Annotated in this window: 31 protein-coding genes and 1 pseudogene; 17 read left to right on the top strand and 15 right to left on the bottom strand. The window is 70.8% G+C overall.

Features of this window, described 5'->3' with window-relative positions; translation table 11 throughout:
• Positions 1 to 2: 2 nt before the first annotated feature.
• The 3 genes from ACZ6TI_RS24710 to ACZ6TI_RS24700 all read right to left on the bottom strand — a co-directional run bounded on the left by ACZ6TI_RS24710 (position 3) and on the right by ACZ6TI_RS24700 (position 2,360).
• Positions 3 to 827, bottom strand: coding sequence for a RecB family exonuclease (locus ACZ6TI_RS24710; protein ID WP_465347784.1), 825 nt, complete (start codon positions 825 to 827; stop codon positions 3 to 5).
• Between the two features lie 70 nt (positions 828 to 897).
• The gene (locus ACZ6TI_RS24705; RefSeq protein ID WP_465347503.1) at positions 898 to 1,512 is read right to left on the bottom strand and encodes a MarC family protein; all 615 of its coding nucleotides are present in this window, start codon (positions 1,510 to 1,512) and stop codon (positions 898 to 900) included.
• Positions 1,509 to 2,360 carry a PHP domain-containing protein gene (locus ACZ6TI_RS24700; protein ID WP_465347502.1) on the bottom strand — a complete coding sequence of 284 codons (852 nt, stop codon included), beginning with the start codon at positions 2,358 to 2,360 and terminating at the stop codon, positions 1,509 to 1,511. Before ACZ6TI_RS24700 ends, ACZ6TI_RS24705 begins: the two co-directional genes overlap by 4 nt.
• Before the next feature lie 282 nt (positions 2,361 to 2,642).
• Between ACZ6TI_RS24700 and ACZ6TI_RS24695 the strand changes: the two genes are divergently transcribed.
• The 3 genes from ACZ6TI_RS24695 to ACZ6TI_RS24685 are packed head-to-tail and all read left to right on the top strand — an operon-like array spanning position 2,643 to position 4,262.
• On the top strand, positions 2,643 to 2,879 hold the full coding sequence (locus ACZ6TI_RS24695) for a helix-turn-helix domain-containing protein (RefSeq protein WP_465347501.1): 237 nt from the start codon (positions 2,643 to 2,645) through the stop codon (positions 2,877 to 2,879).
• A 12-nt stretch (positions 2,880 to 2,891) separates the two neighbouring features.
• Entirely contained in the window at positions 2,892 to 3,188 is a 297-nt protein-coding gene (locus ACZ6TI_RS24690; RefSeq protein ID WP_465347500.1) for a hypothetical protein, read from the top strand.
• A gap of 9 nt (positions 3,189 to 3,197) precedes the next feature.
• Positions 3,198 to 4,262 (top strand): LuxR C-terminal-related transcriptional regulator, encoded by a 1,065-nt coding sequence (locus ACZ6TI_RS24685; RefSeq protein WP_465347499.1) that lies wholly within the window; start codon positions 3,198 to 3,200, stop codon positions 4,260 to 4,262.
• Here the strand turns inward: ACZ6TI_RS24685 and ACZ6TI_RS24680 are convergent.
• The 4 genes from ACZ6TI_RS24680 to ACZ6TI_RS24665 all read right to left on the bottom strand — a co-directional run bounded on the left by ACZ6TI_RS24680 (position 4,259) and on the right by ACZ6TI_RS24665 (position 6,799).
• Entirely contained in the window at positions 4,259 to 5,122 is an 864-nt protein-coding gene (locus ACZ6TI_RS24680) for a PH domain-containing protein (RefSeq protein WP_465347498.1), read from the bottom strand. The two genes, ACZ6TI_RS24685 and ACZ6TI_RS24680, sit on opposite strands and share 4 nt — an antisense overlap.
• Before the next feature lie 9 nt (positions 5,123 to 5,131).
• On the bottom strand, positions 5,132 to 5,290 hold the full coding sequence (locus ACZ6TI_RS24675; protein ID WP_189078560.1) for a hypothetical protein: 159 nt from the start codon (positions 5,288 to 5,290) through the stop codon (positions 5,132 to 5,134).
• A 101-nt stretch (positions 5,291 to 5,391) separates the two neighbouring features.
• The gene (locus ACZ6TI_RS24670; protein ID WP_465347497.1) at positions 5,392 to 6,063 is read right to left on the bottom strand and encodes a DUF6758 family protein; all 672 of its coding nucleotides are present in this window, start codon (positions 6,061 to 6,063) and stop codon (positions 5,392 to 5,394) included.
• 97 nt (positions 6,064 to 6,160) lie between these two features.
• Positions 6,161 to 6,799 (bottom strand): TrmH family RNA methyltransferase, encoded by a 639-nt coding sequence (locus ACZ6TI_RS24665; RefSeq protein WP_465347496.1) that lies wholly within the window; start codon positions 6,797 to 6,799, stop codon positions 6,161 to 6,163.
• 438 nt (positions 6,800 to 7,237) lie between these two features.
• Here ACZ6TI_RS24665 and ACZ6TI_RS24660 point away from each other — a divergent pair, with 438 nt between their 5' ends.
• The 4 genes from ACZ6TI_RS24660 to ACZ6TI_RS24645 all read left to right on the top strand — a co-directional run bounded on the left by ACZ6TI_RS24660 (position 7,238) and on the right by ACZ6TI_RS24645 (position 10,913).
• The gene (locus ACZ6TI_RS24660) at positions 7,238 to 7,609 is read left to right on the top strand and encodes a thioredoxin family protein (protein WP_465347495.1); all 372 of its coding nucleotides are present in this window, start codon (positions 7,238 to 7,240) and stop codon (positions 7,607 to 7,609) included.
• A 119-nt stretch (positions 7,610 to 7,728) separates the two neighbouring features.
• Positions 7,729 to 9,651 carry an intein-containing Rv2578c family radical SAM protein gene (locus ACZ6TI_RS24655; RefSeq protein ID WP_465347494.1) on the top strand — a complete coding sequence of 641 codons (1,923 nt, stop codon included), beginning with the start codon at positions 7,729 to 7,731 and terminating at the stop codon, positions 9,649 to 9,651.
• 302 nt (positions 9,652 to 9,953) lie between these two features.
• On the top strand, positions 9,954 to 10,361 hold the full coding sequence (locus tag ACZ6TI_RS24650) for a CoA-binding protein (RefSeq protein WP_465347493.1): 408 nt from the start codon (positions 9,954 to 9,956) through the stop codon (positions 10,359 to 10,361).
• A gap of 99 nt (positions 10,362 to 10,460) precedes the next feature.
• The gene (locus tag ACZ6TI_RS24645) at positions 10,461 to 10,913 is read left to right on the top strand and encodes a DUF4190 domain-containing protein (protein WP_465347492.1); all 453 of its coding nucleotides are present in this window, start codon (positions 10,461 to 10,463) and stop codon (positions 10,911 to 10,913) included.
• A gap of 121 nt (positions 10,914 to 11,034) precedes the next feature.
• Here the strand turns inward: ACZ6TI_RS24645 and ACZ6TI_RS24640 are convergent, their stop codons facing one another.
• On the bottom strand, positions 11,035 to 11,838 hold the full coding sequence (locus tag ACZ6TI_RS24640; RefSeq protein WP_465347491.1) for an SDR family NAD(P)-dependent oxidoreductase: 804 nt from the start codon (positions 11,836 to 11,838) through the stop codon (positions 11,035 to 11,037).
• 13 nt (positions 11,839 to 11,851) lie between these two features.
• On the opposite strand from ACZ6TI_RS24640, the gene ACZ6TI_RS24635 reads away from it, so the two are divergent.
• A complete protein-coding gene (locus ACZ6TI_RS24635) occupies positions 11,852 to 12,034 on the top strand; it encodes a hypothetical protein (RefSeq protein ID WP_465347490.1) in 183 nt (60 codons plus the stop codon).
• A gap of 111 nt (positions 12,035 to 12,145) precedes the next feature.
• Entirely contained in the window at positions 12,146 to 12,601 is a 456-nt protein-coding gene (locus tag ACZ6TI_RS24630) for a DUF4190 domain-containing protein (RefSeq protein WP_465347489.1), read from the top strand.
• Here the strand turns inward: ACZ6TI_RS24630 and ACZ6TI_RS24625 are convergent.
• Both ACZ6TI_RS24625 and ACZ6TI_RS24620 read right to left on the bottom strand, forming a co-directional pair.
• Positions 12,595 to 13,035 (bottom strand): hypothetical protein, encoded by a 441-nt coding sequence (locus ACZ6TI_RS24625; protein WP_465347488.1) that lies wholly within the window; start codon positions 13,033 to 13,035, stop codon positions 12,595 to 12,597. The two genes, ACZ6TI_RS24630 and ACZ6TI_RS24625, sit on opposite strands and share 7 nt — an antisense overlap.
• Before the next feature lie 47 nt (positions 13,036 to 13,082).
• On the bottom strand, positions 13,083 to 14,027 hold the full coding sequence (locus tag ACZ6TI_RS24620; protein WP_465347487.1) for a DMT family transporter: 945 nt from the start codon (positions 14,025 to 14,027) through the stop codon (positions 13,083 to 13,085).
• Positions 14,028 to 14,165: 138 nt separating this feature from the next.
• On the opposite strand from ACZ6TI_RS24620, the gene ACZ6TI_RS24615 reads away from it, so the two are divergent.
• Positions 14,166 to 14,864 carry an HAD family hydrolase gene (locus tag ACZ6TI_RS24615; protein ID WP_465347486.1) on the top strand — a complete coding sequence of 233 codons (699 nt, stop codon included), beginning with the start codon at positions 14,166 to 14,168 and terminating at the stop codon, positions 14,862 to 14,864.
• 178 nt (positions 14,865 to 15,042) lie between these two features.
• Entirely contained in the window at positions 15,043 to 15,543 is a 501-nt protein-coding gene (locus tag ACZ6TI_RS24610) for a hypothetical protein (protein ID WP_465347485.1), read from the top strand.
• A gap of 313 nt (positions 15,544 to 15,856) precedes the next feature.
• Here ACZ6TI_RS24610 and ACZ6TI_RS24605 read toward each other — a convergent pair whose 3' ends face one another.
• Complete coding sequence (locus tag ACZ6TI_RS24605) at positions 15,857 to 16,735, bottom strand: PhzF family phenazine biosynthesis protein (RefSeq protein ID WP_465347484.1); 879 nt, start codon at positions 16,733 to 16,735, stop codon at positions 15,857 to 15,859.
• A 37-nt stretch (positions 16,736 to 16,772) separates the two neighbouring features.
• On the opposite strand from ACZ6TI_RS24605, the pseudogene ACZ6TI_RS24600 reads away from it, so the two are divergent.
• From ACZ6TI_RS24600 to ACZ6TI_RS24590, 3 genes and pseudogenes are all read left to right on the top strand, one after another.
• Positions 16,773 to 18,008 (top strand): annotated as a pseudogene (locus ACZ6TI_RS24600) (magnesium transporter MgtE N-terminal domain-containing protein); the annotation flags it as partial.
• 143 nt (positions 18,009 to 18,151) lie between these two features.
• Entirely contained in the window at positions 18,152 to 18,706 is a 555-nt protein-coding gene (locus ACZ6TI_RS24595) for a DUF1003 domain-containing protein (protein ID WP_465347483.1), read from the top strand.
• A 21-nt stretch (positions 18,707 to 18,727) separates the two neighbouring features.
• Positions 18,728 to 19,873: an Mrp/NBP35 family ATP-binding protein gene (locus ACZ6TI_RS24590; RefSeq protein WP_465347482.1), complete on the top strand. Its 1,146-nt coding sequence runs from the start codon at positions 18,728 to 18,730 to the stop codon at positions 19,871 to 19,873.
• A 4-nt stretch (positions 19,874 to 19,877) separates the two neighbouring features.
• On the opposite strand, the gene ACZ6TI_RS24585 is transcribed toward ACZ6TI_RS24590, so the two are convergent.
• Both ACZ6TI_RS24585 and ACZ6TI_RS24580 read right to left on the bottom strand, forming a co-directional pair.
• Complete coding sequence (locus ACZ6TI_RS24585) at positions 19,878 to 20,288, bottom strand: twin-arginine translocase TatA/TatE family subunit (protein WP_465347481.1); 411 nt, start codon at positions 20,286 to 20,288, stop codon at positions 19,878 to 19,880.
• A gap of 54 nt (positions 20,289 to 20,342) precedes the next feature.
• On the bottom strand, positions 20,343 to 21,602 hold the full coding sequence (locus tag ACZ6TI_RS24580) for a S1C family serine protease (protein ID WP_465347480.1): 1,260 nt from the start codon (positions 21,600 to 21,602) through the stop codon (positions 20,343 to 20,345).
• A gap of 201 nt (positions 21,603 to 21,803) precedes the next feature.
• On the opposite strand from ACZ6TI_RS24580, the gene ACZ6TI_RS24575 reads away from it, so the two are divergent.
• A complete protein-coding gene (locus tag ACZ6TI_RS24575; protein WP_465347783.1) occupies positions 21,804 to 22,424 on the top strand; it encodes an O-methyltransferase in 621 nt (206 codons plus the stop codon).
• On the opposite strand, the gene ACZ6TI_RS24570 is transcribed toward ACZ6TI_RS24575, so the two are convergent.
• Together ACZ6TI_RS24570 and ACZ6TI_RS24565 are read right to left on the bottom strand one after the other, a co-directional pair.
• Positions 22,414 to 23,817, bottom strand: a complete 1,404-nt coding sequence (locus tag ACZ6TI_RS24570) for a leucyl aminopeptidase family protein (protein WP_465347479.1) — start codon at positions 23,815 to 23,817, stop codon at positions 22,414 to 22,416. The two genes, ACZ6TI_RS24575 and ACZ6TI_RS24570, sit on opposite strands and share 11 nt — an antisense overlap.
• Positions 23,818 to 23,888: 71 nt before the next feature.
• Entirely contained in the window at positions 23,889 to 24,056 is a 168-nt protein-coding gene (locus ACZ6TI_RS24565) for a DUF3117 domain-containing protein (RefSeq protein ID WP_189078542.1), read from the bottom strand.
• A gap of 258 nt (positions 24,057 to 24,314) precedes the next feature.
• Between ACZ6TI_RS24565 and ACZ6TI_RS24560 the strand changes: the two genes are divergently transcribed.
• Together ACZ6TI_RS24560 and ACZ6TI_RS24555 are read left to right on the top strand one after the other, a co-directional pair.
• Entirely contained in the window at positions 24,315 to 25,127 is an 813-nt protein-coding gene (locus ACZ6TI_RS24560) for a PaaX family transcriptional regulator (RefSeq protein ID WP_465347478.1), read from the top strand.
• Positions 25,124 to 25,915 carry an enoyl-CoA hydratase-related protein gene (locus ACZ6TI_RS24555; RefSeq protein WP_465347477.1) on the top strand — a complete coding sequence of 264 codons (792 nt, stop codon included), beginning with the start codon at positions 25,124 to 25,126 and terminating at the stop codon, positions 25,913 to 25,915. The genes ACZ6TI_RS24560 and ACZ6TI_RS24555 overlap by 4 nt, the downstream gene beginning before the upstream one ends.
• Positions 25,916 to 25,929 lie beyond the last annotated feature (14 nt).

The following is a 25,929-nucleotide window of genomic DNA, read 5'->3' as shown; positions in this document are numbered from 1 at the left end:
GCCTAGGCCGTGAGGTGCGCGACGGCCGTCCACGGCTCCTTGACCGGGGCCTCGGCGCCGCCCGGGCAACTGCGCTTGAAGTCGCAATAAGAGCAGAGCGAGCTCGGCTGCACCGGGAACTCCACGTCGGGATCCGCGCCGGCGGCCACCGCTTTCTCCGCCGCCACGATGTCGCGTGCGGTGTCCTCCGCCCGCGCGACGTGCCGGGCCAGCGACTCCTCGGTGTGCTCGTGCGCCGCCACCGTGCCGGTCGGCAGATGATGCAGCTCGACCCGCCGGCACGGGCGCCGGAACACCCGCTCGGCGGCGAACGCATAGAGCGCGAGGGCCCGGGATCCCCGCGCGTCGTCGGCGTCGAGCCCGGTGCGCCCGGTCTTGTAGTCGACGATCACCGCCTCCGGGCCGTCGTCGCCGCGCCGCCCGTCGATGCGGTCGGCCCGGCCGTTGAAGGCCAGCACGGCCGTCTTGGTCGCCACCACCCGCTCGACGCCCAGCGGCTCGTCGCCCGGGTCCAGGGAGCCGACATAGCCCTCGAGCCACTCCAGCGCCCTGAAATAGGTGGCCCGCTCCTGGTCGACGTCGCGGTAGCCCTCGCGCACCCAGGTGGCCTTGAGCAACGTGGGCAACGCACCCGGCTCGCGCCGATCGGCGGGCAGCGCATACCAGTTCTTCAGCGCCGTGTGCACGCTCGCGCCCAGCGAGTTGTGCGCCCAGGCCGGGCCCTTGGCCGGGGCCGGCCGGTCGACATAGGAGAACCGGTAGCGTCGCGGGCAGTCCTCATAGGCCGCCAGCTTGCTGGGCGTGCAGACGAAGAGTCGCTCGGGCATCCCGGCGAAACCCAGCTGCTCGGAGATTACGGGCACGAACCCATCTTGCCAGCGGGGTACGACAAAACCGTCAGCCGGCCGTGTACAGCTTGACGAACGAGGCCACCGCATCGGCGATCAGCTGCACCGCGATCGCCGCCAGCAGCAGGCCCGCGATCCTGGTCAGCACCTCGATGCCACCCGGCCGCAGCAACCGCACGATCAGCCCGGAGAAGCGCAGCACCAGCCAGACCAGCACCATCACCGCGACGATGCCGAACGCGATCACCAGATATTCGCCGAACCCCTCGGCCCGCTGCACGAACAGCATCGTCGCGACGATCGCGCCGGGGCCGGCCAGCAGCGGCGTGCCCAGCGGCACCAGCGCCACGTTGCTGGTGCCGACCTGGTCCTCGGGCTCGTCCGTCTTGCCGGTGAGCAGCTGCAACGCGACCAGGATGAGCAGCAGACCGCCGGCTCCCTGCAGCGCCGGCAGCTGCACGTGCAGGTAGTCGAGCAGGGTCTGCCCGGCCACCGCGAACACCACGATCACGCCGAGCGCGAGCAGCACCGCCTGGGTGCCCGCACGGACCCGCTGCCTGGCCGGCAACGCGCCGGTCAGCGCCAGGAACACCGGCACCATGCCGGGCGGGTCGACGATCACCAGCAGGGTGACGAAGACCTCGCCGAACAGTTTGAGGTTCATGCGATCACCGGCACGCCGGCGGCTTCGGCCACGATCTTCTCGTACGCCTCGGGAGCGGTCCGGAAGGCACCCAGCCGGACCGTCTTGTGCGCGCCGTGGAAGTCCGACGACCCGGTCACCACCAGTCCGAGCCGCCCGGCCAGCGCCCGCATCTCCGCGCGCTCGGCCGGCGAATGGTCCTCGTGATCCGCCTCCAGCCCGAACAACCCCGCCTCGGCCAGGTCCTCGATCAGGCTGTCCGGCACCACCCGCCCCCGCTTGGTCGCCCGCGGATGCGCGAAAACGGGCACTCCACCAGCCGCTCGCACCGCCCGCACCCCTTCGAAAACATCAAGATCGGCCTTGGGTACGAAGTACCGCGAGCCCAGCCATCGCGACTGGAAGGCCTCGTCGGTGGTGTCCACCAGACCGGCCCGGATCAGCGCCTGGGCGATGTGCGGGCGGCCCACCGAACCGCCGGCCGCATAGTCGCGCACCTCGGCCCAGGAGATCGGCACACCGTCTTCGCGCAGCAGCTCGACGATCTGCTCGGCCCGCTGCTCGCGGTCGTCCCGTAACCCCGCGAGGTCGGCCGCCAGCCGCGGCTCGCCCGGGTCGAACAGGTAGGCCAGCAGGTGCAGGGCGATCGGCCAGCCCGGGCCGTGCCACCGGCAGGAGAGCTCGGCGCCGCGCACCAGGCTCAGGCCGTCGGGCTTGGCCGCGGCCGCCTCGGCCCAGCCGCCGGTGGTGTCGTGATCGGTGATCGCCATCACGTCGAGTCCCGCTGCCGCACCCGCCCGGACCAGCTCAGCGGGCGTCAAAGTGCCGTCGCTGGCGGTCGAGTGGCAGTGCAGGTCGATTCGGGTCACCCGACGACGTTACTAGTCGCGCGGGGCCGGCTCCGACATCCCCCGTTTGAATGTCGGAACCGGCCCCGCGGCATTCCCCCGTTCGGCTCCCCGAGCGCCGAAGCCCAGATTGCTGATCCGCGGCGAGGTGGTCAACGTGCGCCGGGAGCTGCCACGGGAAATTGCGGGATACCGAAACGCGCCGTTGCGGGATACCGCAAACGGCGCCGGAGTCCATCGACGCCGTGACCCGATTGTGGTTGCATTCCCGGCACCGCCACCTGTTCACTGTTGGAGCTCCACGTGCCGAAGATCACCCTGACCGGACGCGAGCGCGAGCTGATCGCGCTGCTCGCTGAGGGCCACACGGACGTGAGCGCGGCAGAGCACTTGAGGATCAGCCCTCGCTCGGTTACGAATATTCTCCGTAACCTGATGGACCGTCTCGGCGTGGAGAACCGGTTCCAGCTCGGCCTCGCGCTGGGTTTCCTCCGTAAGGCACACGTTCCAGCTCCGACACTCGAGAAGCCAGATCTCTGAAAAGGAACTCTGATGGCGCGCCGTCTCCCGAAGCTGCTCGTGCCCGTGCTGGTCGCCCTGGTGGCGATCGTCATCGCGATGTGGGCAGTGCTCCCGAGCTCCGCAGCCCAGGTCACCCCGCCGGCCGACGGTGGCCCGCAGCCCGCGACCAGCACCAGCGCGCCGGTGAAGGGCGAGTCGAGCACGCCGGCCACCACCCCGCCGTCGCCGCCCAAGCCGACGAACACCACCTCGGGGCCGACGACCGGTGGCCCCGGCGCGAGCCTGGGCCCGAAGGACTGCGTCGGCTGCGGCGTCGACCCCGCCTGACCGGCTGACATGACCACGACGGTTCTGCCGGTCAGTGCCCCCATCCCGTCCCTGGCGCGGTGGGGGCTCACCAGCGATGCCGACCTGGTGTTCCGCACGCTGGCCACGTTCGGCGCGCAGCAGGCGCGCACGCTCGCCACCGAGCTCGGACTGGCCCGCCAGCGGGTGGAGAGCGCGCTGGCCGAGTTGCACGAGTGCGGCGCCGCGGCGGCCGAGACCGGCGGCGGGCGCACCATGTCCTGGCACAGCCGCCCGGTGGACGAGGTCGTGCACGTGCTGCGGACCCGGCGGATGCGCCCGTCCGACAGCACCCGGGCGGTCCGCCGGCACCGAGCCGTGTTCCACCTGATCAACCAGCGCCTGGCCGGCGTCGGGCTGCCCCTCGACCCGAGGGCCGCGGGGCCGGTCGCCGACCAGATCCGCTACCACCCCGACCGCCGTCTGGCACGGCAGCGCATCGCCGCGGCGATGGATCGGGAGCGCCACGAGCACCTGGTCATCAACAACGAGGAGTCGGAGCACGCGGATGTCGCCCGGTTCCCGTACAACGACGATCTCTTCTCGCGCGGCATCTCGTTCCGGGTGATCGGGCAGCCCCCCGGCGACGGCGACACCGTCGCTCCCGAGCGGGCGAACAAGGCGGCGGGATACTCGTTCCGCGAGACGCCGGACACGCCGCTGAAGCTCTTCGTCTGTGACCGGCAGACCGCGTTCATGCCCGCCGACCCGGCCGACCTGGAGCGTGGTTACTTCGAGATCAGCCACCCGGCGGTGATCCGCACGCTGATCCAGCTCTTCGAGTCCCGCTGGGCGGACGCGGTCGACCCGGCGGTCACCGGGGTGCCGCTGATCGCACTGTCCACCCGCGAGCTCGACCTGGTCAATCTGCTCGCCGCCGGGCACACCGACGTGACCGCGGCGCAGGAGCTGCTGATCAGCGCGCGATCGGTGACCAACACGCTGCGGGCGCTGATGGACCGTCTCGGCGTGGACAACCGCTTCCAGCTCGGGCTGGCCCTGGGCGCGATGGACGTGACCGTGCCGCCGTCGCTCGCGTCGTCCTCGGAGGACTAGGCGTCGTCGCCGCCGTCGCCGTCCTTGCCCAGCCGGGCCTCGACCGCCTGCGGCTCGTACATCTCCTCGACCACCCGCAGATAGAGCTCGTTGGGGTTGGGCAGGTGCTTGACCTCGCGCAGCGCCTGATCCTGACCGGCCGACTCGAGCACGAACGTGCCATAGCTCAGCATGCGGCCGAGCGCGCTCTGCTCGTATTTCATGTCCGTGACCCGCAGCAGCGGCATCATGGCGACCTTGCGGGTGATGATCCCGTTGACCACCATCACGCGCTTGTTGGTCAGGATGAACCGGTCGAAGTACCAGTCGAAGACCTTCCAGGCCACCCAGCCGATCACCGCGAGCCAGATCAGCACGGCGGCGGTCACCAGGCCGTCGATCTCCTGCCGGGTGAGGAAGCCGGCCAGATATCCGAGCAGGAGGGTGGCGCCGGCGCCGATGCCCAGCGGACCGGAGAGGTGGATCCAGTGCCGCTTCCACTCGCCGCGGTAGCGCTCGGTGGGGAACAGGTAGCGGGAGACCAGTGTGGTCGGTTCGTCTTCGAGCGGAAGCACCCGCCGCGATCCACCGGGGACACCGGGTCCGTCCGGGCCCAGGCCCTCCAGCTCCTCCTCGGTGAACTGAGGACGCTGGTACTCCCGGGTCGCGCGGTCGTCGCCGTCGTAGGTCCCGTATTCGCTCTCCGGGTATTGCTCGGCGTATTGCGCATCGTCCGCATAGGCCGTGCCCTGTGCGTACTGCGGGCCCTCGGGATATTCCGGATCGGCGAAGGCCGGATCGTTGTATCCAAAGGTCTCGTCATCCTCGCGAGGGCGGCGGGCGCCCTCGCTCTGCGGTTCGCGCGGCTCGCCTGGACCCATCAGAAGATGTTAAGCGACGAGGTTCGTGAAGAACGTTCCAAAACCCTGCGCGATGTCGCCGATTGTGCTGCCCAGTGACGAGAAGACCTGGGCCGCCGAGTTCGGGTTGAAGGCGATGAAGAAGATCAGGAAAGCGATGCCAAGCCAGGTGAGAACCTTCTTGATCATGGCGGGCCTTCTCCTCCGTTGCGGGTGACGGCTCATCCCGCGGTATACCGACGGTATCAGTAACACTGCGCTGTGTGAACGTTTTGTGCCCGAAAGGTCCGCTACGAACCGATCAGGAACGGTGACGGCGCTCCATACACGAGCTCGGGCGGGATCCCGTCGGACAAGTCATGCAATACGACGTGTTCGGCTAGGAAGTAGCCCGCGCTCGCGGGCCAGGCTACCGCATAGAGCCACATGCCCTTCGCCTCGGATACGTAGGCCGATCGATCCGCCGGGCTCTTCACCGACCAGAGTGGGATCCGATGCCCGCCGGCCTTGATCTTCGCGTGTGGACCACCGTGTCCACCACCGTCACTGAGGCACTCGGCGATGAGATAACCCGGGTCGATCCCGGGGATGCCACCGAACCTGGTGCCGAGTCCGACGCCCGGTTGCTCCGCGATGAGCACCACGTCTGCCGGTCCACCGCCGAGCGGATCGGGACCGCTGCACGCCAGTGCCGTGGCGCGCACGCCGAGCCGTTCGTCGCCGGCCCATCCCACTCCGGTCACCATCCACCCGGGCGGCAACGGCCAGGGGCACCAGAGCGGCATGTGGTCCACCGTGGGCGCGGATTGGCGCAGCACGCTCTCCACGATCTCGGCGCTGATGTGCCTGGCGACCCGGAACGGAGGCACGTCCCCGCAGCTGTCACAACGCCACTCGCTGTGCATCAGGTCCGGCGGCCGGACCTGTGCAGCACATCGGGGGCAACTTACTGCGACACCCACCCCCTTACCGTGGGGCCCGGCTGGTCCCCCGTCAAGCGGATCCGCCGAACCCGCGTCCCCTGAAGAGGTTCATTCAATTCAACTTCAAACCTTCACTTCACGGGTACGGGGGCGGGCCGGCGTGTGCCTGGATCCAGGCGTGCATGGCGATGCCGCTCGCCACGCCGGCGTTGATCGAGCGGGTCGAGCCGTACTGGGCGATGGAGAAGAGCTGGTCGCACGCGGCCCGCGCCGGATCGGAGAGACCGGGCCCCTCCTGGCCGAAGAGCAGCGCGCAGCGCTCGGGCAGGGTGACCGTCTCGATCGGGCGAGAGCCGGGCAGGTTGTCGATGCCGATGATCGGGAGCTGCTCGCCGGCCGCCCAGCCGACGAACTCCTCGATGGTGGAGTGGTGCCGCACGTGCTGGTAGCGGTCGGTGACCATGGCGCCGCGGCGGTTCCACCGGCGCAGGCCGACGATGTGCACCTCACGGGCGAGGAAGGCGTTGGCGTTGCGGACGACCGCGCCGATGTTGAAGTCGTGCTGCCAGTTTTCGATCGCGACGTGGAAGTCGTGCCGGCGGGTGTCCAGATCGGCCACCACGGCCTCGCGGGTCCAGTAGCGGTAGCGGTCCACCACGTTGCGGCGGTCACCGTGCTCGAGCAGCTCGGGGTCGAAGTGCTCACCGACCGGCCAATCGCCCTGCCAGGGGCCGACGCCGACCTCGATCCGGTCCGCGGCCTCATCCACCGTCATGGGCTGTGAGGCTAGCCGCTGCGGATGGGGGCTTGCTCCGTGACTATCTGCAGACGCAATGAGCGGCGGGGCCCTCCCCGGCACCCGCCGCCCACGCTCTGTTGGCCTCTAAGTCTGCCTTACCGTCCGTATTGATGTGAAGGGCTTTTCAGGTGACCCAGGTCACTTTTTAAGTTTGTTTCCAGTTGAATCCTGCATTCACGACACCGTCAGCCATCTGCAGGAGCATGTATCGAGCATGTACCTTGCCCGCTCGCATGCTGCCACCTGGCTGTTCAGGTGCCACGTCTTCGCTGGTCACGGTGCGTGAACGTGCACTTCAGGTGCACTCCACGAAAGGTGCCCTAGCACACGTTCCAGCCTGCGGAGCGTCGGGAATTGACTACCGTGAAGTGGGGTTTCAACCGGCGTACGACTTTTCCCGTGGACGGAGAGATCATGGCCACCGTTGCGCTGACCGCAGAAAACTTCGATGAGGTCGTCGGCAAAGAGGGCATCACCCTCGTCGACTTCTGGGCCAGCTGGTGCGGTCCTTGTGTGCGCTTCGCCCCCACCTACGAGCGCTCCTCCGAGAAGCACTCGGAGATCACGTTCGCCAAGGTGGACACCGAGGCCGAGCAGGAGCTCGCCCTTCGCTTCAAGATCAGCTCGATCCCGACGATCATGGCCGTCCGCGACGGCGTCGTCGTCTTCTCCCAGCCGGGCGCCCTCCCCGAGTCGGCGCTCGAGGCGCTGATCGGCAAGGTCGAGGAACTCGACATGGAGGACGTGCGCAAGGCGCTCGAGGAGCACCAGCACACCGCCGGCTAGCCGCATTTCGCAGGAGTTTCTGGTGGGGCGCCGCGGACCTCGGGTCCGCGGCGCCCTTTCGTGTGCGGCTTCGTGTCGCGGGTGGACAAGGTCATCGAACGTGTGTTCGAATCTTCGCCATGCGATGGTCTCACCTGTCGGCCCCCGGCGCCGACCACGACTCGCTCCCTGACAGGGCAGCGCCGGCGGCGCCACCCCTGCCGCTGGCGCTGCCCGGCGCGACCGTGCGCACCTTCGACACGCCGGCCTTCCGTGGCATGACGTTCTTCGAGGTGCGGGCCAAATCGATCATCAACAAGGTGCCCGGCGCGTCCCGGGTGCCGTTCGAGTGGACGATCAACCCCTACCGGGGCTGTTCGCACGCCTGCACCTACTGCCTGGCCGGCGACACCCCGGTGCTGATGGCCGACGGCGGCACCAGGCCGATGGCCGAGCTGCGACCGGGTGACGCGGTGATGGGCACGATGGGCGCCGGGCCGCATCGGCGTTATGTGCCGACCACCGTGCTCGACCACTGGTCCACCAGCAAGCCGGCCTTTCGCGTCACGCTCGCCGACGGCACCCGCCTGGTGTCCAGCGGCGAGCACCGCTTCCTCACCGACCGCGGCTGGCGGCACGTGGCGCCGGCTCAGGCCTCCTGCCCGGCGCTGGCCGTCGGCGACCGCCTGCCCGGGGTCGGGCGCTTCGCCGATCCGCCCAAGGAGTCCCCCGACTACCAGTCCGGCTTCCTCTGCGGGCTGATCCGCGGCGACGGCGGCCGGGCCCGCGAGGGCGACGCCTGGGTCCGCGCCGACGGTTATCTCGACGAGGTCAAGCTGCACGACGCGCTGCGCTGGCCGGAGTCCCCGAGCGAGGCCTGGTTCCGGGGGTTCCTGGCCGGCGCGTTCGGGTCCACCGGGCGCAGCGACCGGCTGTCAGTGATCTTCACCAGCCGCGACGAGATCTTCCTCAGCCACGTCACCGAGGCGCTCAGCCGGCTCGGCATCGCCAGCCGCATGCCCGCCGGCCGGGCGCTGGGCGCCGCACCGACCGTGGAGACGGCCCGAGACCTGTGGGCCGCGCTGCGCTTCCGGCACCTGACCGGCGTCACCGACGCGCCCCTGGACGCGTCCGGGGTCGGGGTGCGCAGCGAGGGTCAGCTGACCGTGGTGGACATCGAGCCGCTCGGGCTGACCCTGCCGCTCTTCGACATCACCACCGGCACCGGCGACTTCGTGGCCGACGGGGTGGTCAGCCACAACTGCTTCGCCCGCAACACGCACAAATATCTCGACCTCGACGCCGGCCAGGACTTCGACTCCAAGATCGTGGTCAAGGTCAATGCGGGCGAGCTGGTCCGGCGTGAGCTGGCGGCGCCACGGTGGACCGGCGCGCACATCGCCATGGGCACCAACGTGGACGTCTACCAGCGCGCCGAGGGCCGTTACCGCCTGATGCCACAGATCCTGGCGGCGCTGCGGGATTTCGCAAACCCGTTCTCGATCCTCACCAAGGGCACCCTGATCCTGCGCGACCTCGAGCTGCTCAAGCAGGCGGCCGAGGTAACCCGCGTCGGGGTGTCCTTCTCGGTCGGTTTCCTCGACGAGCGGGTGTGGCGGTCGGTGGAGTCCGGCACTCCGAGCCCGCGCCGCCGCCTCGATGCGGTGCGCACGCTCACCGACGCCGGCTTCTCGGTCGGCGTGCTGATGGCGCCGATCCTGCCCGGGTTGACGGACGGCGACGAGTCCATCGACGAGACGGTGGCCGCGATCGCCGCGGCGGGCGCGACCAGCGTGACCCCGCTGCCGTTGCACCTGCGGCCGGGCGCAAAGGAGTGGTATGCGTCGTGGCTGCGCCACACCCACCCGGAGCTGGCGCCGCGCTACCGCGAGCTCTACGGCCGAGGTTCCTATCTGCCGAAGACCTTCCAGAGCGACGTCACGGCGCGAGTCCGCATGGCCGCCCGCAGACACGGCCTGCACCGGCCCGAGCTCGGCGAGGCCCGCAATCTCGCCGTCCCGGAAACCCCCGAGCCCGAAACCACCCAGCTAACCCTTCTCTGACCGCCCGCGCCGCACCCTCACCGCCCACGCCCCGCCGCACCCTCACCGCCCACGCCGCACCGCACCGCACCGCACCCCCACCGCCCACGCCGCACCGCACCCCCACCGCCCACGCCGCACCGCACCCCCACCGCCCACGCCGCACCGTGCCGCGCCCTCACCGCCCACGCCGCACCGCACCCCCACCGCCCACGCCGCGCCGCGCCGCGCCCTCACCGCCCGCGCTGTGCCGCGCTCTGACCGCGCGTGCCGAGTTTCTTCTGGGCACCGTCGGGGGTGCGCTGCCTGGCTACAGTCGTGGGATGCGGAGTGCGGAGCAGATCCTGCGGGATGCCGAGGTCATCGCGGTTGTCGGCGCCTCTCGCGAGGCGTGGAAGCCGTCGCACTCGGTGCCGTTGCAGATGCTGCGGCACGGGTGGCGGATCATTCCGGTGAATCCGTTCACGGACGAGATCTTCGGGATCAAGACGGTGCCCACGCTGGCGGATATCGGAGAGCCGGTCGACCTCGTGGACATCTTCCGGCCCGCGGCGGACGCCGTGGAGATCGTGCGGCAGGCGGTCGCGATCAAGGCGCCGGCCGTGTGGCTGCAGTCTGGCATCGTCTCCGCCGAGGCGCGGCAGATCGCGACCGAGGCGGGCATCGACTACGTCGAGGACCGCTGTCTGGCCGTGGAGCGGGCCGCCGCGGGGCTCAGCCGATCCCGCTGATCGATCGCAACATCGACACAAGCACGGAACACACCAGCATCGGGGTGTCCGGTTCTTCCCCGCGACTAGTACGGTGCCGGGTGAACGAGGAGGACCGACATGACCTATCCGCCTTCCGGCGGCTCGCCCGACCCCTATCAGCCACAGCAGCCGTACGGGCAGCCCTACGAGCCGTCGCCGTATTCGCAGGATCCGTACTCGCCGTCCAGTGGCGCACCGTCCAGCGGGCAGCCCTATCCGCCGCCCGCCTATGGCGCGCCGCAATACGGTCAGACCGGGCCCGGCTTCCAGCAGCCCTATGCCCCGCAGGTCGCCACCACGAACACGATGGCGATCCTGGCGCTGGTCTTCGCCTTCATCTTCTCGCCGGCCGCGATCATCCTGGGCCACGTGGCGAAGAAGCAGATCCGGCAGACCGGCGAGCAGGGCGAGGGCCTGGCCACCGCCGGACTCTGGCTGGGCTACATCATCACGATCGCCTATGTGGGCTTCTGCGCGTTCGCAGTGCTCGCCGGCATCCTGGGCGCGAGCTCGGGCAGCAGCAGCTACTAACGGCCCAGCACCTACCAGCAGCCCAGCACCTACCAGCGGCCCAGCAATTCGCCGGCCCAGCACCTTTTCGCCGGCTCAGTGCCGGTCGACCGTGGCATCGCCCGGTCGACCGGCGCCGCCGTCAGCGAAACTCGGCCTCGCGCACGCTGTTGCCGCCGTCGACCACCAGCATCTGCCCGGTGATATAGGAAGCAGCCGGCGAGCAGAGGAAGGCGATCGCGGCCGCGACCTCGTCCGGCGTGCCCGGTCGCCCTATGGGCGTGCCCAGGCCCTGCTTGATCTCGGTCACCGTCGACGCGGCGGTATAGATCGTGCCCGGTGCGACGCAGTTGACGTTCACGCCGTCGGCGACCAGCTCCATGGCCAGCGCCCGGGTCAGGCCCACCACGCCGGCCTTCGCGGCGGCATAGGCCGCCTCGGTGGGCAGCGCGTTGATCGCCCCCGCGGTGGCGGCCAGGTTCACGATCCGGCCCCAGCCGCGCTCCGACATGCCGCCCACGAAGGCGCGGCTGCAGAGGAACGCCGTGCTCAGGTTGCGGTCGATCTCCGCGCGCCACTCGTCATAGGTCAGCTGCGCGACCGGGCGGAGCACCTCGGGGCTCGCCCGGCTCGCCAGGCCGGCGTTGTTCACCAGCACCTCGACGTCGCCCAGCGAGTCGGCCACGGCGTCGGCCAGGGCGCCCACCTCGGACTCGTCGGTCAGATCGGCGACGAAGCCGGTGACGCCGAGCTCGGAGGCGCGCTCGTGGATGCGGCGCGTGGTCGACACGATGGCCACCCGGGCGCCCAGGTCGCGCAGCCGGCGGGCAGTGGCATAACCGATGCCGTCCGGGCTGCCGGCGCCGGTGATCAGCGCGACCTTGCCGTCCAGCCGCAGGGTGACGGGAAACTCTTCCGTCTCGTTCTCGGGGTCGTCGAAACCCATCTCGGCCTCCGGCGTGGACTCGGTGCTGGTGCTGGACGTGGAGCTGCGTGGCCGACGGCCGGGCGGCGCGGGACGCGTCGCGTCCCGCCTCGACCGGCTGCCGCTGCGGGAGCGGGCGTCGAAGACCATGCGGCGATCCTGCCCGGTCGCGCGGGCCGGGGCAAACATGGGGGTCGACGTGCCGTCTCCCGAGTGATGCCGATATGTGCCCTCGCGGATATGTGCCGCTGTGTCCGCGACGGGACGGTCACGGATGACAGCCCTGGCTATCCTGACGGACTAAGCGATCCGCCGGACGGAGAACACCATGACCTACCCTCCACCGCCGGGCCCGGGCAGTCCGTTTCCGCCGGATCCGATCCAGCCGTACCAGCAACCTCAGGGCTATGCGCCCGAAACCTACGGCCAGGTGCAGCAGCCATATGGATACGACTACGGCTATGGGTACGGCAGCCCCTACAGCCAGCTGAACTATCCGCCGCCGCGGCACACCGAGGGCCTGGCCATCGGCTCCCTGGTGGTCTCCTGCGTCTCGGTGCTCGGCCTGTGCACCTGGGGCATCGGCGCGGTTCTCGGCCTGGTCGGGGCGATCCTCGGCCACGTGGCGCAGAAACGCATCCGGGCCCACGGCTCGCAGGGCGCCGGCATGGCCCTGGCGGGCATCATCGTGGGCTGGTCGGTCTTCGCTCTCGGCCTGGTCATCGCCGGCTTCCTGATCTTCGCGATCGTGCTGAGCGAGACCACGGACCCCTCGACCTATTGACGCTTCGGGCCGAAGGTTCGCACCGGAGCCTGGCTCTCCACGATCAGCGGAGCGTCCACGCCGTAACGCTCGCGCAGCCGGTCGGCGACGGCCGGATCAGCCACGCCGACCTCCACCCCGGCGCCGTCGTGCCGGGCGCCGACCGTCCTGATCTCCACGCCGGCGTTCGACCAGTGGGGCAGGTCGGCGACCACCCGGTCGTGCCATCCGGCCAGCTCAGCGGCGCTGTGCGCGGCATCCCGGAACAGCAGCTGGGCGCCTTCCGCGGCACGCTCGGCGGCCTCGTCGAACGCCGCCGACGGCACCCGATAGACGACGGCCAGCGCGCGCTCCTGGTCGACCTCGAGCCCGGCGAAGGAGTCGGCGAACTCGGTCTGTCCGAGCCGCTCGATCCGGCCCATGGCGGCTTGCAGTTCCGGCGGCGTGACCAACATCCCTCTTCTCTAGCGCGTCGCGGCCCGCCCCGCCATTCGAGCGTCGGTCAGGGGGTCGGGTCCGCCGCGTCGGCCAGGGACGGGGTGGGGTTACGGGCGGGTGGGGGGCGGCGGGACGTGAGGATGAAGGCGGCCACGCCCAGGAGGATCAGGAACAAGCCGGGCAGCGAGGCCAGGCGGGGCTGCTGATGCAGCCAGACCCAGGCCAGCAGGGCTGCGCCCGGGGTTTCCAGGAGGATCAGCACGCTCACCGTGGTGGCGGTCGTGTGGTGCAGGGCGTAGTTGAACATGGAGTGGCCGAGGAGCTGGGCGCCGGCGACGATTGCCAGGATTGCCAGCCAGGTGCTCAGGGCGTACCCGGTCAAGGGGGCTTTGAGGGTGACGCAGACGACCAGCAGGACCACCGCGCAGGTGCCATAGCAAGCCCACGTGTAGGTGGTGGTGCTGAGGCGGGCGCGGACGCGCTCGCCCAGGGCGGTGTAGACCGCCGCGGCGATGGCGCCGATCAGGGCCAGCACGTCGGCCAGGACCGCGCGGGGGGAGACGCCGATATCGGCGCCGGTGGCCCAGGCCGCGCCCGCTACGGCCAAGCCGATGCCGACCCACGCGCCGGGCGACGGGCGCCGGCCCTGAGCCGCGGCGATCAGGCCCTGCCAGACCGGCTGCGTGGCGACCAGGGCGGTGGCCGTCGCCACCGAGCCGAGCTGGACGCTGGGCATCCAGGTGGCGAAATGCGCGGCGAGGGCGACGCCGGCCAGGACGCAGAAGAGGCCGTCGCGATGTTTGTCGCGCAGCAGACCGTGGAACTCCGCCCGGCGCGGACCCAGCGTGATCGGCGTCAGCACCACGGACGCGAGGGCATTGCGCCAGAAGGCGATGGCCAGGGCGGGCGCCGCGGCGAAGGCGATCAGCGGCGCCGAGGACGAGACGGCGAGGACCGCGATCGTCAGCGCCGCCACGGTGAGCAAAGCGCGGTTTGAACGCATATTCATCCCTCGCCGTCGCTTCTTGCCCCATCAGGCGTCACAGTTTGTCGACCAAGGTTGAGCGGAAAGTGAAGCCATCGTTACGCTCACCGCCGACTTGCCCGCTGTTCACTTCCCTTTCCATGCCCGGGAGGCTGGTGCACCTTGTCCGCATACCGCGCGGTCGTCTTCGACTTCTTCGGCACCCTGACCCGGTCCGTCAAACGCGGACCGCAGCACGCCGAGATCGCCCGGAAGCTGGGCTGCGACCCCGAAGCCGTCCGTGGCGTCCTGGATCGCACGTTCCACTCCCGCGCGCGAGGCACGTTCGGGTCCGCCGAGGCCACCCTACGATGGGTGACCGAGCAGGCCGGCGGCCGACCGGGGGCGGCGCAGGTGCGGGCCGCGGTGCCGGCCCGGGTGGATGCGCTGAAGGCGGACACCCAACTGCGCGGCGACGCGGTGAGCACGCTGATCGCATTGAAGGCGCGCGGCCTGGCGACCGGCCTGATCAGCGACTGCACCCACGAGCTGCCGGCGTTTCTCCCGAGCCTGCCGGTCGCGGCGTTGCTGGACGCACGCGTGTTCTCGGTCGAGGTCGGCTTCTGCAAGCCGGACCCGAGGATCTATTGGACGGCGTGCAACATGCTCGGGGTCCGGCCCGGGGAGTGCGTGTATGTGGGCGACGGCGGCAGCCGGGAACTGACCGGGGCGGCGGCGGTGGGGATGACGCCGGTGCGGCTCAATGCCCCGGACCTGGCCGATCATTTGGTCTTCGACCGGGACACCGGCTTCGACGGGCCGGCGGTCGGCTCACTGACCGACCTGCTCACCCTGATCGACCGCTCTCCGGCCCTGGTCTGACGCGAGGTTTTCGGTCGGCTTCCAAGACAGTCGCTCCAGTGCGCGGCTGGCGGTTGCCGGACTGGCCTGGGCCGAGCGAGACGGACGGACACGCTGCGCACGGTGGCGTTCGGGGCCGGCGGTGGGAGTGGGGCGTCGTCGGCGGGCTGGGGGTTGGTGGACGTGGCAGGATGAGCGCGTGGGGTCTGAGCTTGTCGATGAGGCGGTCAAGAAGGCTGCGATCGCCTGGGTTGCGGTCGAGGGTGGGGCCTCGGTCGGGCTCTGGTGCATGCCGCTCGACGGGGCTCTGATCCTGGTCAGCGGGCCGGGCGAGCAGAGCGCGCCCGGGCTGGCCGACGCCGCCCGGGCGAGCGTGCGGCTGCGCGGGGACACCGGTGGGCTCATCGTGATCTGGGAAGCCGACGTGGAGCGCCTGCAACCGGGCACCGAGGACTGGACGACGGTGGCGCCGCAGCTCGCCGGCAAGCGGCTCAACGGATCCGGCACGGCCGAGGAGCAGGTCGCGCGGTGGGCCGAGACGGGTTGCGCGGTCGTCCGGCTGACTCCGGCCGACAAGGCCGCGGTGTCGTCGCCCGGTCTGCCCGACGACGGTGGCGCCGAAACGCCCCGCGAGACGCCGGCGCGGAACAAGACCCGCCGGCCGTTCCGCCTGCACCGGGTCCGCCGCCCCCGCAAATAGGCACGCGTCCGCCGCCGCCCTTCGCAAATAGGCACGCGAAACGACCGCCCGCACAACAAACGCCTACACAGGCCGGCTGATCACGGCCGCCCCGGCCGTTTGCGGCGCCACGACATTTCCGAGCGATCTCATCAGGTCGTCCGCCGGACCGACATGGGCGGTCACGGCGGACGGTCGCCGATCTTCGACAGCGCCGTCTGACGGCAGCGTGGGAAGGCGATCTCACCCCTGGCGATCGCAGATGCCTGGCCGGTAACCATGGCCTCGCCCGCCCAGAGACTCTGCGTTTCGGCCGGGCGGGCACACGGGCGGGTCAGCCGATGAAGGGTGGGACGGCTATCTCGCCTCGGGCGATGGGGACCACGTGGCCGGTGACCGTGGCGCTTGTCGTCCTGGTGGCGATGGCCGTCACCGTGCAGGCCAGCGTTGCCGGGCGGCCCATTTCGATGCCCTGGTGGACCGTGTAGGCGGTGGTGCCGTCCGCGGGAAGCCAGCCCGCGTTGGTCAGCCAGACGCCTAGGCCGAGGGCCGCTGAACCCGTTGCCGGGTCCTCCGGGACCGCCACCCCTGGGCAGAACACCCGGGCCTGGGCCGTCCGCGCGGTCTCGTCCCAGGTGAAGACGCTCATCTGGGACACGCCCTCCTTGGCCGCCGCGACCGGGTCCAGGGTTGACGCGCGGGACAGGGCTTCTCGGCGTACCGGAAGGAAGATGAACTCCAGGCCGCAGCCGGCCGGACCTGGGGCAGCGGCCGGACCACCGGCGAAGTCGTCTTCTGACAGGCCAGCCAGGGTCAGGAGCGGGAGTGGGTCCAGGGCCGCTCCCCACGTCGGTTCGCCGCCCGTCAGCGTGGCCGTTCCGGACTCCTGCACCTCGATCGGCAGCAGGCCCGCGCCGCACTCCTGCATCACCCGCCCCGCGGCGAAGAGGCCGCGGCGCATCGCCGTCACCGCCACGCCCACGCTGGGGTGGCCGGCGAACGGCAGCTCCTTTTCGGGGGTGAAGATCCGGGCTCGATAGGTGGCCTCGGCGGACGGGAGCAGGAACACCGTTTCGGACAGGCGGAACTCTTTGGCCAGCGTCTGCATCTGATCGCCGCCCAGGGATTCGGCTCCGAAGACGACTGCCAGGGGGTTGCCGGCGAAGGGGCGATCGGTGAAGACGTCAACGATCTCGTACGCCACGGTGGACATGCCCGGACCCTAACCCAGAGGGCCTAGGCTGAAGACCGTGACCATGGGGACGAGGGTTTTTCTGGCGCGCCTGGCCGCGCTGCCCGTGTTCGACCCCAACGGCGACCGGGTCGGGCGGGTACGCGACGCCGTGGTCCGCCTGCGCACCACCAACCGCCCGCCGCAGGTCGTCGGCCTGGTCGCCGAGATGGCGCTGCGCCGGCGCATCTTCCTGCCGATCGGCCGGGTCACGAGCATGGACTCCGAGGCGGTCGTGCTCTCCAGCGGCACGCTCAACCTGCGCCGCTTCGAGAAGCGGCCGAACGAGCTGCTGGTGCTCGAGGACCTGCTCGACCGGCGGGTGACGATCATCCCGGAGGAGACCCCGGGCACCGTCGTCGACCTGGGCATGGAGCTGCACCGCAACGGTGAATGGCTGATCACCCGGGTGGCCGTTCGTGAGCACACCGGGCGGCTGGCCCGGCGCGGGCACGTGTTCCAGGCCGAGCTCGACCGGATCCGCGGTCTGGTCGGACCCACCGACACGCAGGGCTCGGCCAACCTGATCGCGCTGCTCGAGCAGATGCGGCCGGCGGACATGGCGAACGCGCTGCAGGATCTGCCGGACGCCCGGCGCAACGAGGTGGCCGCGGCGCTGAGCGACCGCACGCTGGCCGACGTGCTCGAAGAGCTGCCCGAGCACGACCAGGTCGAGATCCTGATCAAACTGGACCGGGAGCGGGCCGCGGACGTGCTCGAGCGGATGGAGCCGGACGACGCCGCCGACCTGCTCGCCGAGCTGCCACAGGCCGACCAGATGCTGCTGCTCGACTTGATGGAGCCCGACGAGGCGGCGCCGGTGCGGCAGCTGATGAGCTATTCGCCGGGCACCGCGGGCTCGGTGATGACCTCGGAACCGGTGATCATGACGCCGGACGCGACAGTGGCCGAGGCGCTGGCCCGGATCCGCGAGCCGGAGCTGCCGCCGGTGGTCGCCGCGCAGGTCTTCGTGGCCCGGGCGCCGAGCGCCACGCCGAGCGGGAAATATCTGGGCATGGTCCACTTCCAGCGACTGCTGCGCGAGCCGCCGGCCTCGATCCTGGGCGGGCTGGTGATCAACGACATCGACCCCCTGCACCCGGACACCGACCTGAAGGACATCACCCGGCGGATGGCGACCTACGACATGGTGGCGATGCCGGTGGTGGACAACGCGCACCGGCTGGTCGGCGCGGTCACCGTGGACGACGTGCTGGACCACTCGCTGCCCCGCGACTGGCGCGACCGCGACGCGGAGGACGAGGAGCAGGGGATTTTGCCCGGCGCAGAACGAAAAAGCGCGGAACGAAAAAATGCAGAACGAAGAGGCGCGGAACGAACAGCCGCGGAACGGACAGCGACGGAACGGACAGGGACGGACAGAAGAGGCGCTGAAGCATGACCGAGCCACGCCGGGACCGACTGGATCAGCCGATCGAGCCCGGTCGCGTCCGCCTCCCCCGCTTTGATCCGGAAGCGTTCGGCCGCTGGTCGGAGAGCATCGCCCGGGGCATGGGGACGGCGAACTTCATCGTCTACATGACGATCCTGATCGCCGCCTGGTTCGCCTGGAACACGCTGGCCCCGGAGAACCTTCGCTTCGACCCGTACACCTTCACTTTCCTGACCTTGATCTTGTCTTTGCAGGCTTCCTATGCGGCGCCGCTGATCCTGCTCGCGCAGAATCGCCAGACCGACCGCGACCGCCTGGCGATGGAAGAGGATCGCCGCCGCGCCGCGCAGCAGAAGGCCGACACCGAATACCTGGCCCGCGAGATCGCCTCCCTGCGCATCGCGCTGGGCGAGGTGGCCACCCGCGACTTCCTGCGCAGTGAGCTGGCCCGGCTGGCCGACGAGCTGGACGAGGCCTCCAACCGGCGGCACAAGCGGGAGCTCAAGGACGAACGGCGGCAGGAGAACAAGCGCAAGGAGTGGGACGAAGAGCAGGCCTGACCCCGAAGTAAGCTCGAACGCATGTCTGCACCCGCCCCCACCATCGAGGACGCGATCCAGTCGGCCCTCGCCACCGTCGACGATCCTGAGATCCGCCGCCCGATCACCGACCTGGGCATGGTCAAGGGCTTCTCGGTCGCCGAACACCTGGTCCGGGTCGAGTTGCTGCTCACCGTCGCCGGCTGTCCGCTGCGCGACAAGCTGACCAACGACATCACCGCGGCGCTCACCAAGATTCCCGGCATCACCACCGTCGAGATCGACTTCGGGGTGATGAGCGAGGAGCAGCGCAAGGCGCTGCAGACCACGCTGCGCGGTGGCCAGGCCGAGGAGCCGGTCATTCCGTTCGCGCAGCCGGGCTCCCGGACGAGGGTGTACGCGGTGGCCAGCGGCAAGGGCGGCGTCGGCAAGTCGAGCGTCACGGTGAACCTGGCGGCGGCCCTGGCCCAGCGCGGTCTCTCGGTCGGCGTGGTCGACGCGGACATCTATGGCCACTCGGTGCCCCGGATGCTCGGTGTGGACGGCCGCCCGACCCGGGTGGAAGACATGATCATGCCGCCGCAGGCGCACGGCGTGAAGGTCATCTCGATCGGCATGTTCACCGCGGGCAACGCCGCCGTGGTGTGGCGCGGGCCGATGCTGCACCGCGCGCTGCAGCAGTTCCTGGCCGACGTCTATTGGGGCGACCTCGACGTGCTGCTGCTCGACCTGCCGCCGGGCACCGGCGACGTGGCGATCTCGCTGGCCCAGCTGCTGCCCAACGCGGAGATCCTGGTGGTCACCACCCCGCAGATGGCGGCCGCCGAGGTGGCCGAGCGGGCCGGCGCCATCGCGATGCAGACCCACCAGCGGCTGGTCGGTGTGATCGAGAACATGTCCTGGCTCGAGCTGCCGGACGGCTCGCGGATGGAGGTCTTCGGCGCGGGCGGCGGCGAGACCGTGGCCCAGTCACTGACCAAGACGGTCGGCGCCTCGGTGCCGCTGCTGGGTCAGGTGCCGCTGGACACCCGGGTGCGCGAGGCCGGCGACGACGGCATCCCGATCGTGCTGGCCGCGCCGGACGCCCCGGCCGCCAAGGCGCTGGACGCGGTGGCGGCAAAGCTGGCGGTGCGCCGGGATTCGCTGGTCGGCAAGCCGCTGGGCCTGAGCGTCACGACCAAGGGCTAAGCCCTCAGGTCGCATCCATGTCGATGGCGTGCTGCTCCTTCTTCGCGGAAGCCGCGGGAGCAGCCGCCGGCGTCTTGATGTCCGCGGCCTTGGCGACGTCGGAGAGATCGGACTTCACGCCGTTGATGTCCGACTTGACGTCCTCGAACAGGCCCTGAAGGGGCTTCCGCAGCGCGTCCTCGTCCTCCTCGGAGAGCAGGTGCTTGCGGATGAACGCCTTGGGATGCAGGTCCTGCAGCTGAATGTCGGTGCCCAGCTCACGGCTGAGGTCCGAGGTCGCGTTTTGCGCCATCGCCCGCAGCCCGCGCAGCATCCGCAGGCCGTCGCCGATCACCTTGGGCAGCCGCTCGCCGAAGATGAGCAGGGCGAGCATCAGCAGCGCGCCGATCTCCCACCAGTTCAGGTTTTCGAACACGGGCGGCCTCCCCCTAGATCCCGGCCCAGCCTAGCCACCAAAGCTGTGTGGCGGCTATTTCGCGTCGGCGGCCAAAGTCACCGAGGCACTCTCGTTCTTCGTGCCCCGGCGGAACTCCACCGCGACCGTGGCGCCCGGAGCGTATTTGCGCACCAGCGCGATCAGGTCGGTGCCGTCCTCCAGCACGTGCCCGTCGATCTTGGTGATCACGTCGCCCGCCTTGAGCCCGGAGGCCGCCGCCGGTCCGGCCGCGTTCACCGAGCGCAGCCGCGCGCCGGTGCCGGCGCCCGCACCGCCCGTGGTGACCTCGGCGCCGATCACGGTGCGCCGGGCCTTGCCGGTGTCGATGATGTCCTCGGCCACCCGCCGCGCCTGGTTGATCGGGATGGCGAAGGCGAGGCCGATGTTGCCCGCCTCGGTGTCGGTGCCGCCGACCGAGCGGATCACCGAGTTGACCCCGACCACCCGGCCGGCCGCGTCGACCAGCGGGCCACCGGAGTTGCCCTGATTCACCGCGGCGTCGGTCTGGATCGCCGCGTAGTAGCGCGTGGTGCCGCCCGGCTCGCCCGCCTGGATGGTGCGGTCGAGGGCGCTCACGATGCCCGACGTCACGGTGTTGACCAGGGCCAGCGGCGAGCCGAAGGCGAGCACCGGGTCGCCGACCGCGATCTGGTCGGAGTTGCCGAACTGGACCGCGGGCAGCCCGGACTTGGCGACCTTGATGACCGCGATGTCCGACTCGGGGTCGCGCCCGACCAGGGACGCCGCCGCGGTCGAGCCGTCACTGAACGCCACCGAGAGCGTGTCGTCGGTGGCGCCCTCGACGACGTGGTCGTTGGTGATCACGTATCCGTCCGGGGTGGCCACGAAGCCGGAGCCGATCGCGCCGGTGACCCGGACCGTGACCACGCTGGGCAGGACGGTCTTGGCGACGGCGGCCAGTGACTCGGGGGCACGCTGGGCGGCCGCCGGAGCGTCCTGCTGCGGGGTGCCGAGCGTGGTGCCGGCCCCGCCGACGCCGCCGCGGACCGCGAAGACGTAACCGAGGGTGCCGCCGAGCCCGCCCGCCAGCAACGCCGTGACCAGGCAGATCACCAGCACCGGGCCGAGCCCGCGACGAGGGGCGTCGGGGTTGGGGATGGCCTCGGGCTGCGGTCCGGTGCTCACCGGCGCGGTGTTGACCACCACCGCCGACGGGGCCCGCGGGTCACGCCACGGATCCTGCAGCGCATCGTTCGTCCACCAGGGCGAAGCCACCGGTGACGTCGGCTGTCCAGGGCCGGGCGGCGGGGCCCAGTTCCGGCCGTCGGTCACGTCGATGCCTCCACTCGTCCCGGGAGCGTCCCATCTCCCCGCTCCAGGATGACACGGATCCGCTGGACCGTTCAGGCATCGACGGCCCGATGCGCACCCCGGCGACATCACTTCTACTCTCATACCCGATGTGCACCCGTTCCGGGTCGCGCATCCCGCTTGGAGGGGGTCGTCATCGTCACCGCCGCGCGTTCATCCGGTTTGCCCGACAAGGCAGAGTTTGCCGAGGCCTACGCCGCCGAGGACGTGGTGCTGCAGACCGCCCGCAGCCTCGCCGCCGAGCTCGGCCTGACCGCCGTCTCCCCGGGCGCGGGCTCGCTGCTGCGCCTGCTGGCTGCCGCGGGCAACGCCAAGGCGGTGGTGGAGATCGGCACCGGTACGGGCGTCAGCGGCACGTGGCTGCTGCGGGGCATGCGGCCGGACGGCGTGCTCACCACCATCGACGTGGAGAACGAGCATCAGCGCATCGCCCGCCGCATCTTCGTGGAGGCTGGATTCGCGCCGTCGCGCACCCGGATCATCGCCGGCCGCGCCCTGGACGTGCTGCCGCGCCTGGCGGACGGGGTCTACGACCTGATCTTCGTGGACGCCGACGCGACCGAGTCGAGCGCCTGCTCCGACGCCGCACTCCGGCTGCTGCGGCCGGGCGGCATCCTGATCATCAACGGCGCGCTGGCCGGCGGCCGGATCGGCGACCCCTCGGCCCGCGACGCCGAGACGATCACCATCCGGGAGACGCTCCGGACCTTGCGCGAGGCCGAGGAGTGGATCCCCGCGGTGGTGCCGACCGGCGCCGGGCTGCTGGCCGCGGTCAAGCGGTAACGGCGCTCAGGTATCGCACCAGCGTCCGCACGCCCCAGCCGGTGGCGCCCTTGACCAGCTCGCCCGAGGTCTTGTCGGACCAGGACGGCGCGGACATGTCCAGGTGCGCCCAGCTGTCCGCCTTGTCGCCGAGGAAGTCGCGCAGATAGAGCGCGGCCACCACCGAGCCCGCGCCCTGGGCCGGCGAACTGTGCCGGTCGGCGATGTCCGAGCGGAGATATTCCGTGTAGTCGTCGGGCAGCGGCATCCGCCACATCCGCTCGCCGGCCGCCTCGCCCGCGCCGATCAAGGCCGCCGCCAGGTCGTCGTCGTGGCTGTAGAGCGCGGCCATGCCCTTGCCCAGCGCCACCATGTTGGCGCCGGTCAGCGTGGCCAGGTCGATCACCACGTCCGGGGCCAGCTCGGCCACCGCGTAGCCCAGCGCGTCGGCCAGGACCAAGCGGCCCTCGGCGTCCGAATTGGTGCTCTCGCTGGTGCTGCCGTCCCAGTGGGTGATCACGTCACCCGGCCGGTAGGCCGAGCCGCTGACCGCGTTTTCGGCGAGCGGGGCCAGGGCGGTCACCCGTACCGAAAGGTCGAGGTCTGCCGCGGCCAGCGTGGCCGCGATCACCGCGGCCGCGCCACCCATGTCCTTGCGCATCAGTTTCATGCCGTCGCGGGTCTTGATCGAGATGCCGCCGGTGTCGAACGTGATGCCCTTGCCGACCAGCACCACGTGCCGGGTCGCACCGGCCGGCTGCCAGCTCAGCTCGACCAGCCGCGGCGGGGTGGCCGAACCGCCGCCGACCGCCAGGATCGCGCCGAAGCCCTCCGCGGCCAGCTGGTCGGGCTCGCGCACGGTCACGGTCAGACCCGGGCGCATCGCGGCCTCGGCGACCACCTGGCCGGCGAACCAGGCCGGATTTTTCACCGAGGACGGCATGTTGGTCAGGTCGCGGGCCAGCCACACGGCCGCGGCCAGCGCCTGCGCCTCGGCGACCGGCTCGCGGTGGTCCGTGCCGGTGACCAGGTCGACCGCCGCCGTCCGCGGGCCCTCGGGCGCGTCACGGAAGCGGTAGCCGGCCAGCCAGGCGCCCTCGGCCAGGTCGCGCACCTGCTCGCCGGTCGCCCCATCGGGCACGATGACCTGCACTTCCTCGTCGCGGGCCACGGCGGCGACCGCGGCCGCGCCGGCCGCGCGGTAGTCACCCTCGCCCAGACCCACGATCAAGACCTTCGCCGGGGTGCGCAACGGACGCGGCAACACCTGCACGGCCCCCGCACGTCCCGGGTCGTCGGCGGTGCGGCACCAGGCCGCCACCTCGTCGTCCCCGCCCAGCGGCGTGCCGTCCGCGCCGGCCAGCACCGCACGGGTCGGCTGTCCGGCCTCGTCAACCAGCCTGATCGCGAACACGTGGCCTCATTCCATGGACGTGGAAAGCCCGCCGGTGCGGATATCCACACCGGCGGGCTTCAGTTAACACGTCAGCCGACGATCGCCTTCAGCGCGTCACCAAGTGCGTTGGCCTCGTCCGGAGTCATCTCAACGACGAGACGGCCACCACCCTCCAGCGGAACGCGCATCACGATGCCGCGCCCTTCCTTGGTGACCTCCAGCGGACCATCGCCCGTCCGCGGCTTCATCGCCGCCATCTTGTCTCCCCTCAGACCTACATCAGGGTCGGTGGGTTGCCCCACAGCCACTACTCAACGCCACGAGCTCAGCCCCACGTGACGCCGTTTTCTCATATCCGACCAGTGGCCGTGCGGGCCCTGCCGCGCGTCACCGCGGCCCGGCCCACCGTGCCGATCAAACATTTTCCCTGATGAACACCGGCGAACCCAAACCCAGCCCGGGCGGATGTGACACCGTCTAGCATATCGCCTTTCCCGGTGTCACAATGTGCGCTCATGCGGGCGCGGCCGGCACTCTTCGACCTCTACGGCGATTACCTGCGCCCGCGGGGCGGCCGGGCACCGGTCGCCGTGCTCGTCAAACTGCTCGCCCCGCTCGGCATCGCGGCGCCCGCGGTGCGCACCGCGATCTCCCGGATGGTCCGCCAGGGCTGGCTGCGACCGCTGCGCCTGACGTCCGGGCCAGGTTATTCGCTCACCCCGCAGGCGGCGCGCAGGCTCGACGAGACCTCCGCGCGAATCGCGCGCACCGGCCGGTCCGCCTGGGATGGCCGGTTCGACCTGATTCTTCCGTACGCGCCGGTCGGCCGCCCGGAAGCAGCGTTTCTGGCCACCCTCGGATACGGACGACTCGGCGACCACGCCTGGGTGTCCCCGCGCGGCACCGACGAGGTGGACGCCATGCTGACCGCCGCCGGGGTCCGCTACGAACGCTTCAGCGCCGGCCACGTGAGCGGCTCGGCCAGCGCCGCCGACGTGGCCCGCCAGGCCTGGGACCTGCCCGTGATCGGCCGGGCCTACGAGGACTTCGTCAGCACCCAGCGCCCGATCGTCTCCGCCGTGACCGTGCGCAGCACCGACGAGGAGGCGTACACCGCGCGGTTCGCTCTGGTGCACGCCTGGCGCGCTTTCCTGACCAGCGACCCGCACCTGCCCCCGGCCCTGCTGCCGCCGCGCTGGCCGGGTGTCCGGGCGGCGAACTTCTTCGACCGGCACGCCGCGCGCCTGCGCCCGGCGGCGGAACGCTATGTCGAGCGCTGCCTCACGTCGGCCACCCGCGGCGGTCGTGTGGGATTCTCTGATTCATGACCGACGCCCTCCTGGTGGACCGCACCGACGCCGTAGTGACGCTCACCCTCAATCGGCCCGCGGCGATGAACGCGCTGGACGTGGATCTCAAGGTCGCGCTCCGGGACACGCTGACCGAGCTCGAGTCCGACCGGTCCTGCCGCGCGATCGTGCTGGCCGGCGCCGGTGACCGGGCGTTCTGCGTCGGTCAGGACCTGCGTGAGCACGCGGACCTGCTGACCAGGGGGCACACGGAGATCAACACCGTCCGGGAGCACTACAACCCGATGGCGCAGCGGCTGGCGAACATGCCGAAGCCGGTGATCGCGGCGGTGCGTGGCGCCGCGGCGGGGGCCGGCGCCGCCCTGTCGCTGCTGGCCGACTTCCGGATCGGCGGGCCGGGCACCACCATGCTGATGGCGTTCGCGAACGTGGGACTGGCCGGCGACACCGGCGTGTCGTGGTCGCTGCCGCGCATCGTGGGCCACGCCCGGGCGCTCGAGCTGCTGCTGCTCGCCGAGCCGGTGAAGGGCGCCGAGGCGTACCGGATGGGTCTGCTCTCGCGGTTGACCGAGGATGACGAGCAGGTGCTGCCGGTGGCGCAGGAGCTCGCCGCCCGGCTCGCCGCGGGTCCGACGGTCGCCTACGGCGCGATCAAGCGCGAGTTGTCCGTCGGGGATGCCGGCACGCTTTCCGACGCGCTCGCCGCCGAGGCCCAGGCGCAGTCGATCTGCGGCGCGACCAGCGACCACCAGGGCGCCGTCGAGGCTTTCCTGGCGAAGCGGAAGCCCAGCTTCCAGGGCCGGTAACCGGTTGCAAGGTG

This window comes from Actinoplanes sp. NPDC051388 (assembly GCF_055586225.1).
Note: the sequence above shows the minus strand (reverse complement) of the source record. Positions and strands in the feature narration are given on the sequence as shown.

Coding starts and splice junctions, on each gene's coding strand:
- ACZ6TI_RS24710 (WP_465347784.1), bottom strand. CDS start 827: ATGCCCGAGCGACTCTTCGTCTGCACGCCCAGCAAGCTGGCGGCCTAT.
- ACZ6TI_RS24705 (WP_465347503.1), bottom strand. CDS start 1,512: ATGAACCTCAAACTGTTCGGCGAGGTCTTCGTCACCCTGCTGGTGATC.
- ACZ6TI_RS24690 (WP_465347500.1), top strand. CDS start 2,892: ATGGCGCGCCGTCTCCCGAAGCTGCTCGTGCCCGTGCTGGTCGCCCTG.
- ACZ6TI_RS24685 (WP_465347499.1), top strand. CDS start 3,198: ATGACCACGACGGTTCTGCCGGTCAGTGCCCCCATCCCGTCCCTGGCG.
- ACZ6TI_RS24680 (WP_465347498.1), bottom strand. CDS start 5,122: ATGGGTCCAGGCGAGCCGCGCGAACCGCAGAGCGAGGGCGCCCGCCGC.
- ACZ6TI_RS24675 (WP_189078560.1), bottom strand. CDS start 5,290: ATGATCAAGAAGGTTCTCACCTGGCTTGGCATCGCTTTCCTGATCTTC.
- ACZ6TI_RS24665 (WP_465347496.1), bottom strand. CDS start 6,799: ATGACGGTGGATGAGGCCGCGGACCGGATCGAGGTCGGCGTCGGCCCC.
- ACZ6TI_RS24660 (WP_465347495.1), top strand. CDS start 7,238: ATGGCCACCGTTGCGCTGACCGCAGAAAACTTCGATGAGGTCGTCGGC.
- ACZ6TI_RS24655 (WP_465347494.1), top strand. CDS start 7,729: ATGCGATGGTCTCACCTGTCGGCCCCCGGCGCCGACCACGACTCGCTC.
- ACZ6TI_RS24650 (WP_465347493.1), top strand. CDS start 9,954: ATGCGGAGTGCGGAGCAGATCCTGCGGGATGCCGAGGTCATCGCGGTT.
- ACZ6TI_RS24645 (WP_465347492.1), top strand. CDS start 10,461: ATGACCTATCCGCCTTCCGGCGGCTCGCCCGACCCCTATCAGCCACAG.
- ACZ6TI_RS24640 (WP_465347491.1), bottom strand. CDS start 11,838: ATGGGTTTCGACGACCCCGAGAACGAGACGGAAGAGTTTCCCGTCACC.
- ACZ6TI_RS24630 (WP_465347489.1), top strand. CDS start 12,146: ATGACCTACCCTCCACCGCCGGGCCCGGGCAGTCCGTTTCCGCCGGAT.
- ACZ6TI_RS24625 (WP_465347488.1), bottom strand. CDS start 13,035: ATGTTGGTCACGCCGCCGGAACTGCAAGCCGCCATGGGCCGGATCGAG.
- ACZ6TI_RS24620 (WP_465347487.1), bottom strand. CDS start 14,027: ATGAATATGCGTTCAAACCGCGCTTTGCTCACCGTGGCGGCGCTGACG.
- ACZ6TI_RS24605 (WP_465347484.1), bottom strand. CDS start 16,735: ATGTCCACCGTGGCGTACGAGATCGTTGACGTCTTCACCGATCGCCCC.
- ACZ6TI_RS24595 (WP_465347483.1), top strand. CDS start 18,152: ATGACCGAGCCACGCCGGGACCGACTGGATCAGCCGATCGAGCCCGGT.
- ACZ6TI_RS24590 (WP_465347482.1), top strand. CDS start 18,728: ATGTCTGCACCCGCCCCCACCATCGAGGACGCGATCCAGTCGGCCCTC.
- ACZ6TI_RS24565 (WP_189078542.1), bottom strand. CDS start 24,056: ATGGCGGCGATGAAGCCGCGGACGGGCGATGGTCCGCTGGAGGTCACC.
- ACZ6TI_RS24560 (WP_465347478.1), top strand. CDS start 24,315: ATGCGGGCGCGGCCGGCACTCTTCGACCTCTACGGCGATTACCTGCGC.
- ACZ6TI_RS24555 (WP_465347477.1), top strand. CDS start 25,124: ATGACCGACGCCCTCCTGGTGGACCGCACCGACGCCGTAGTGACGCTC.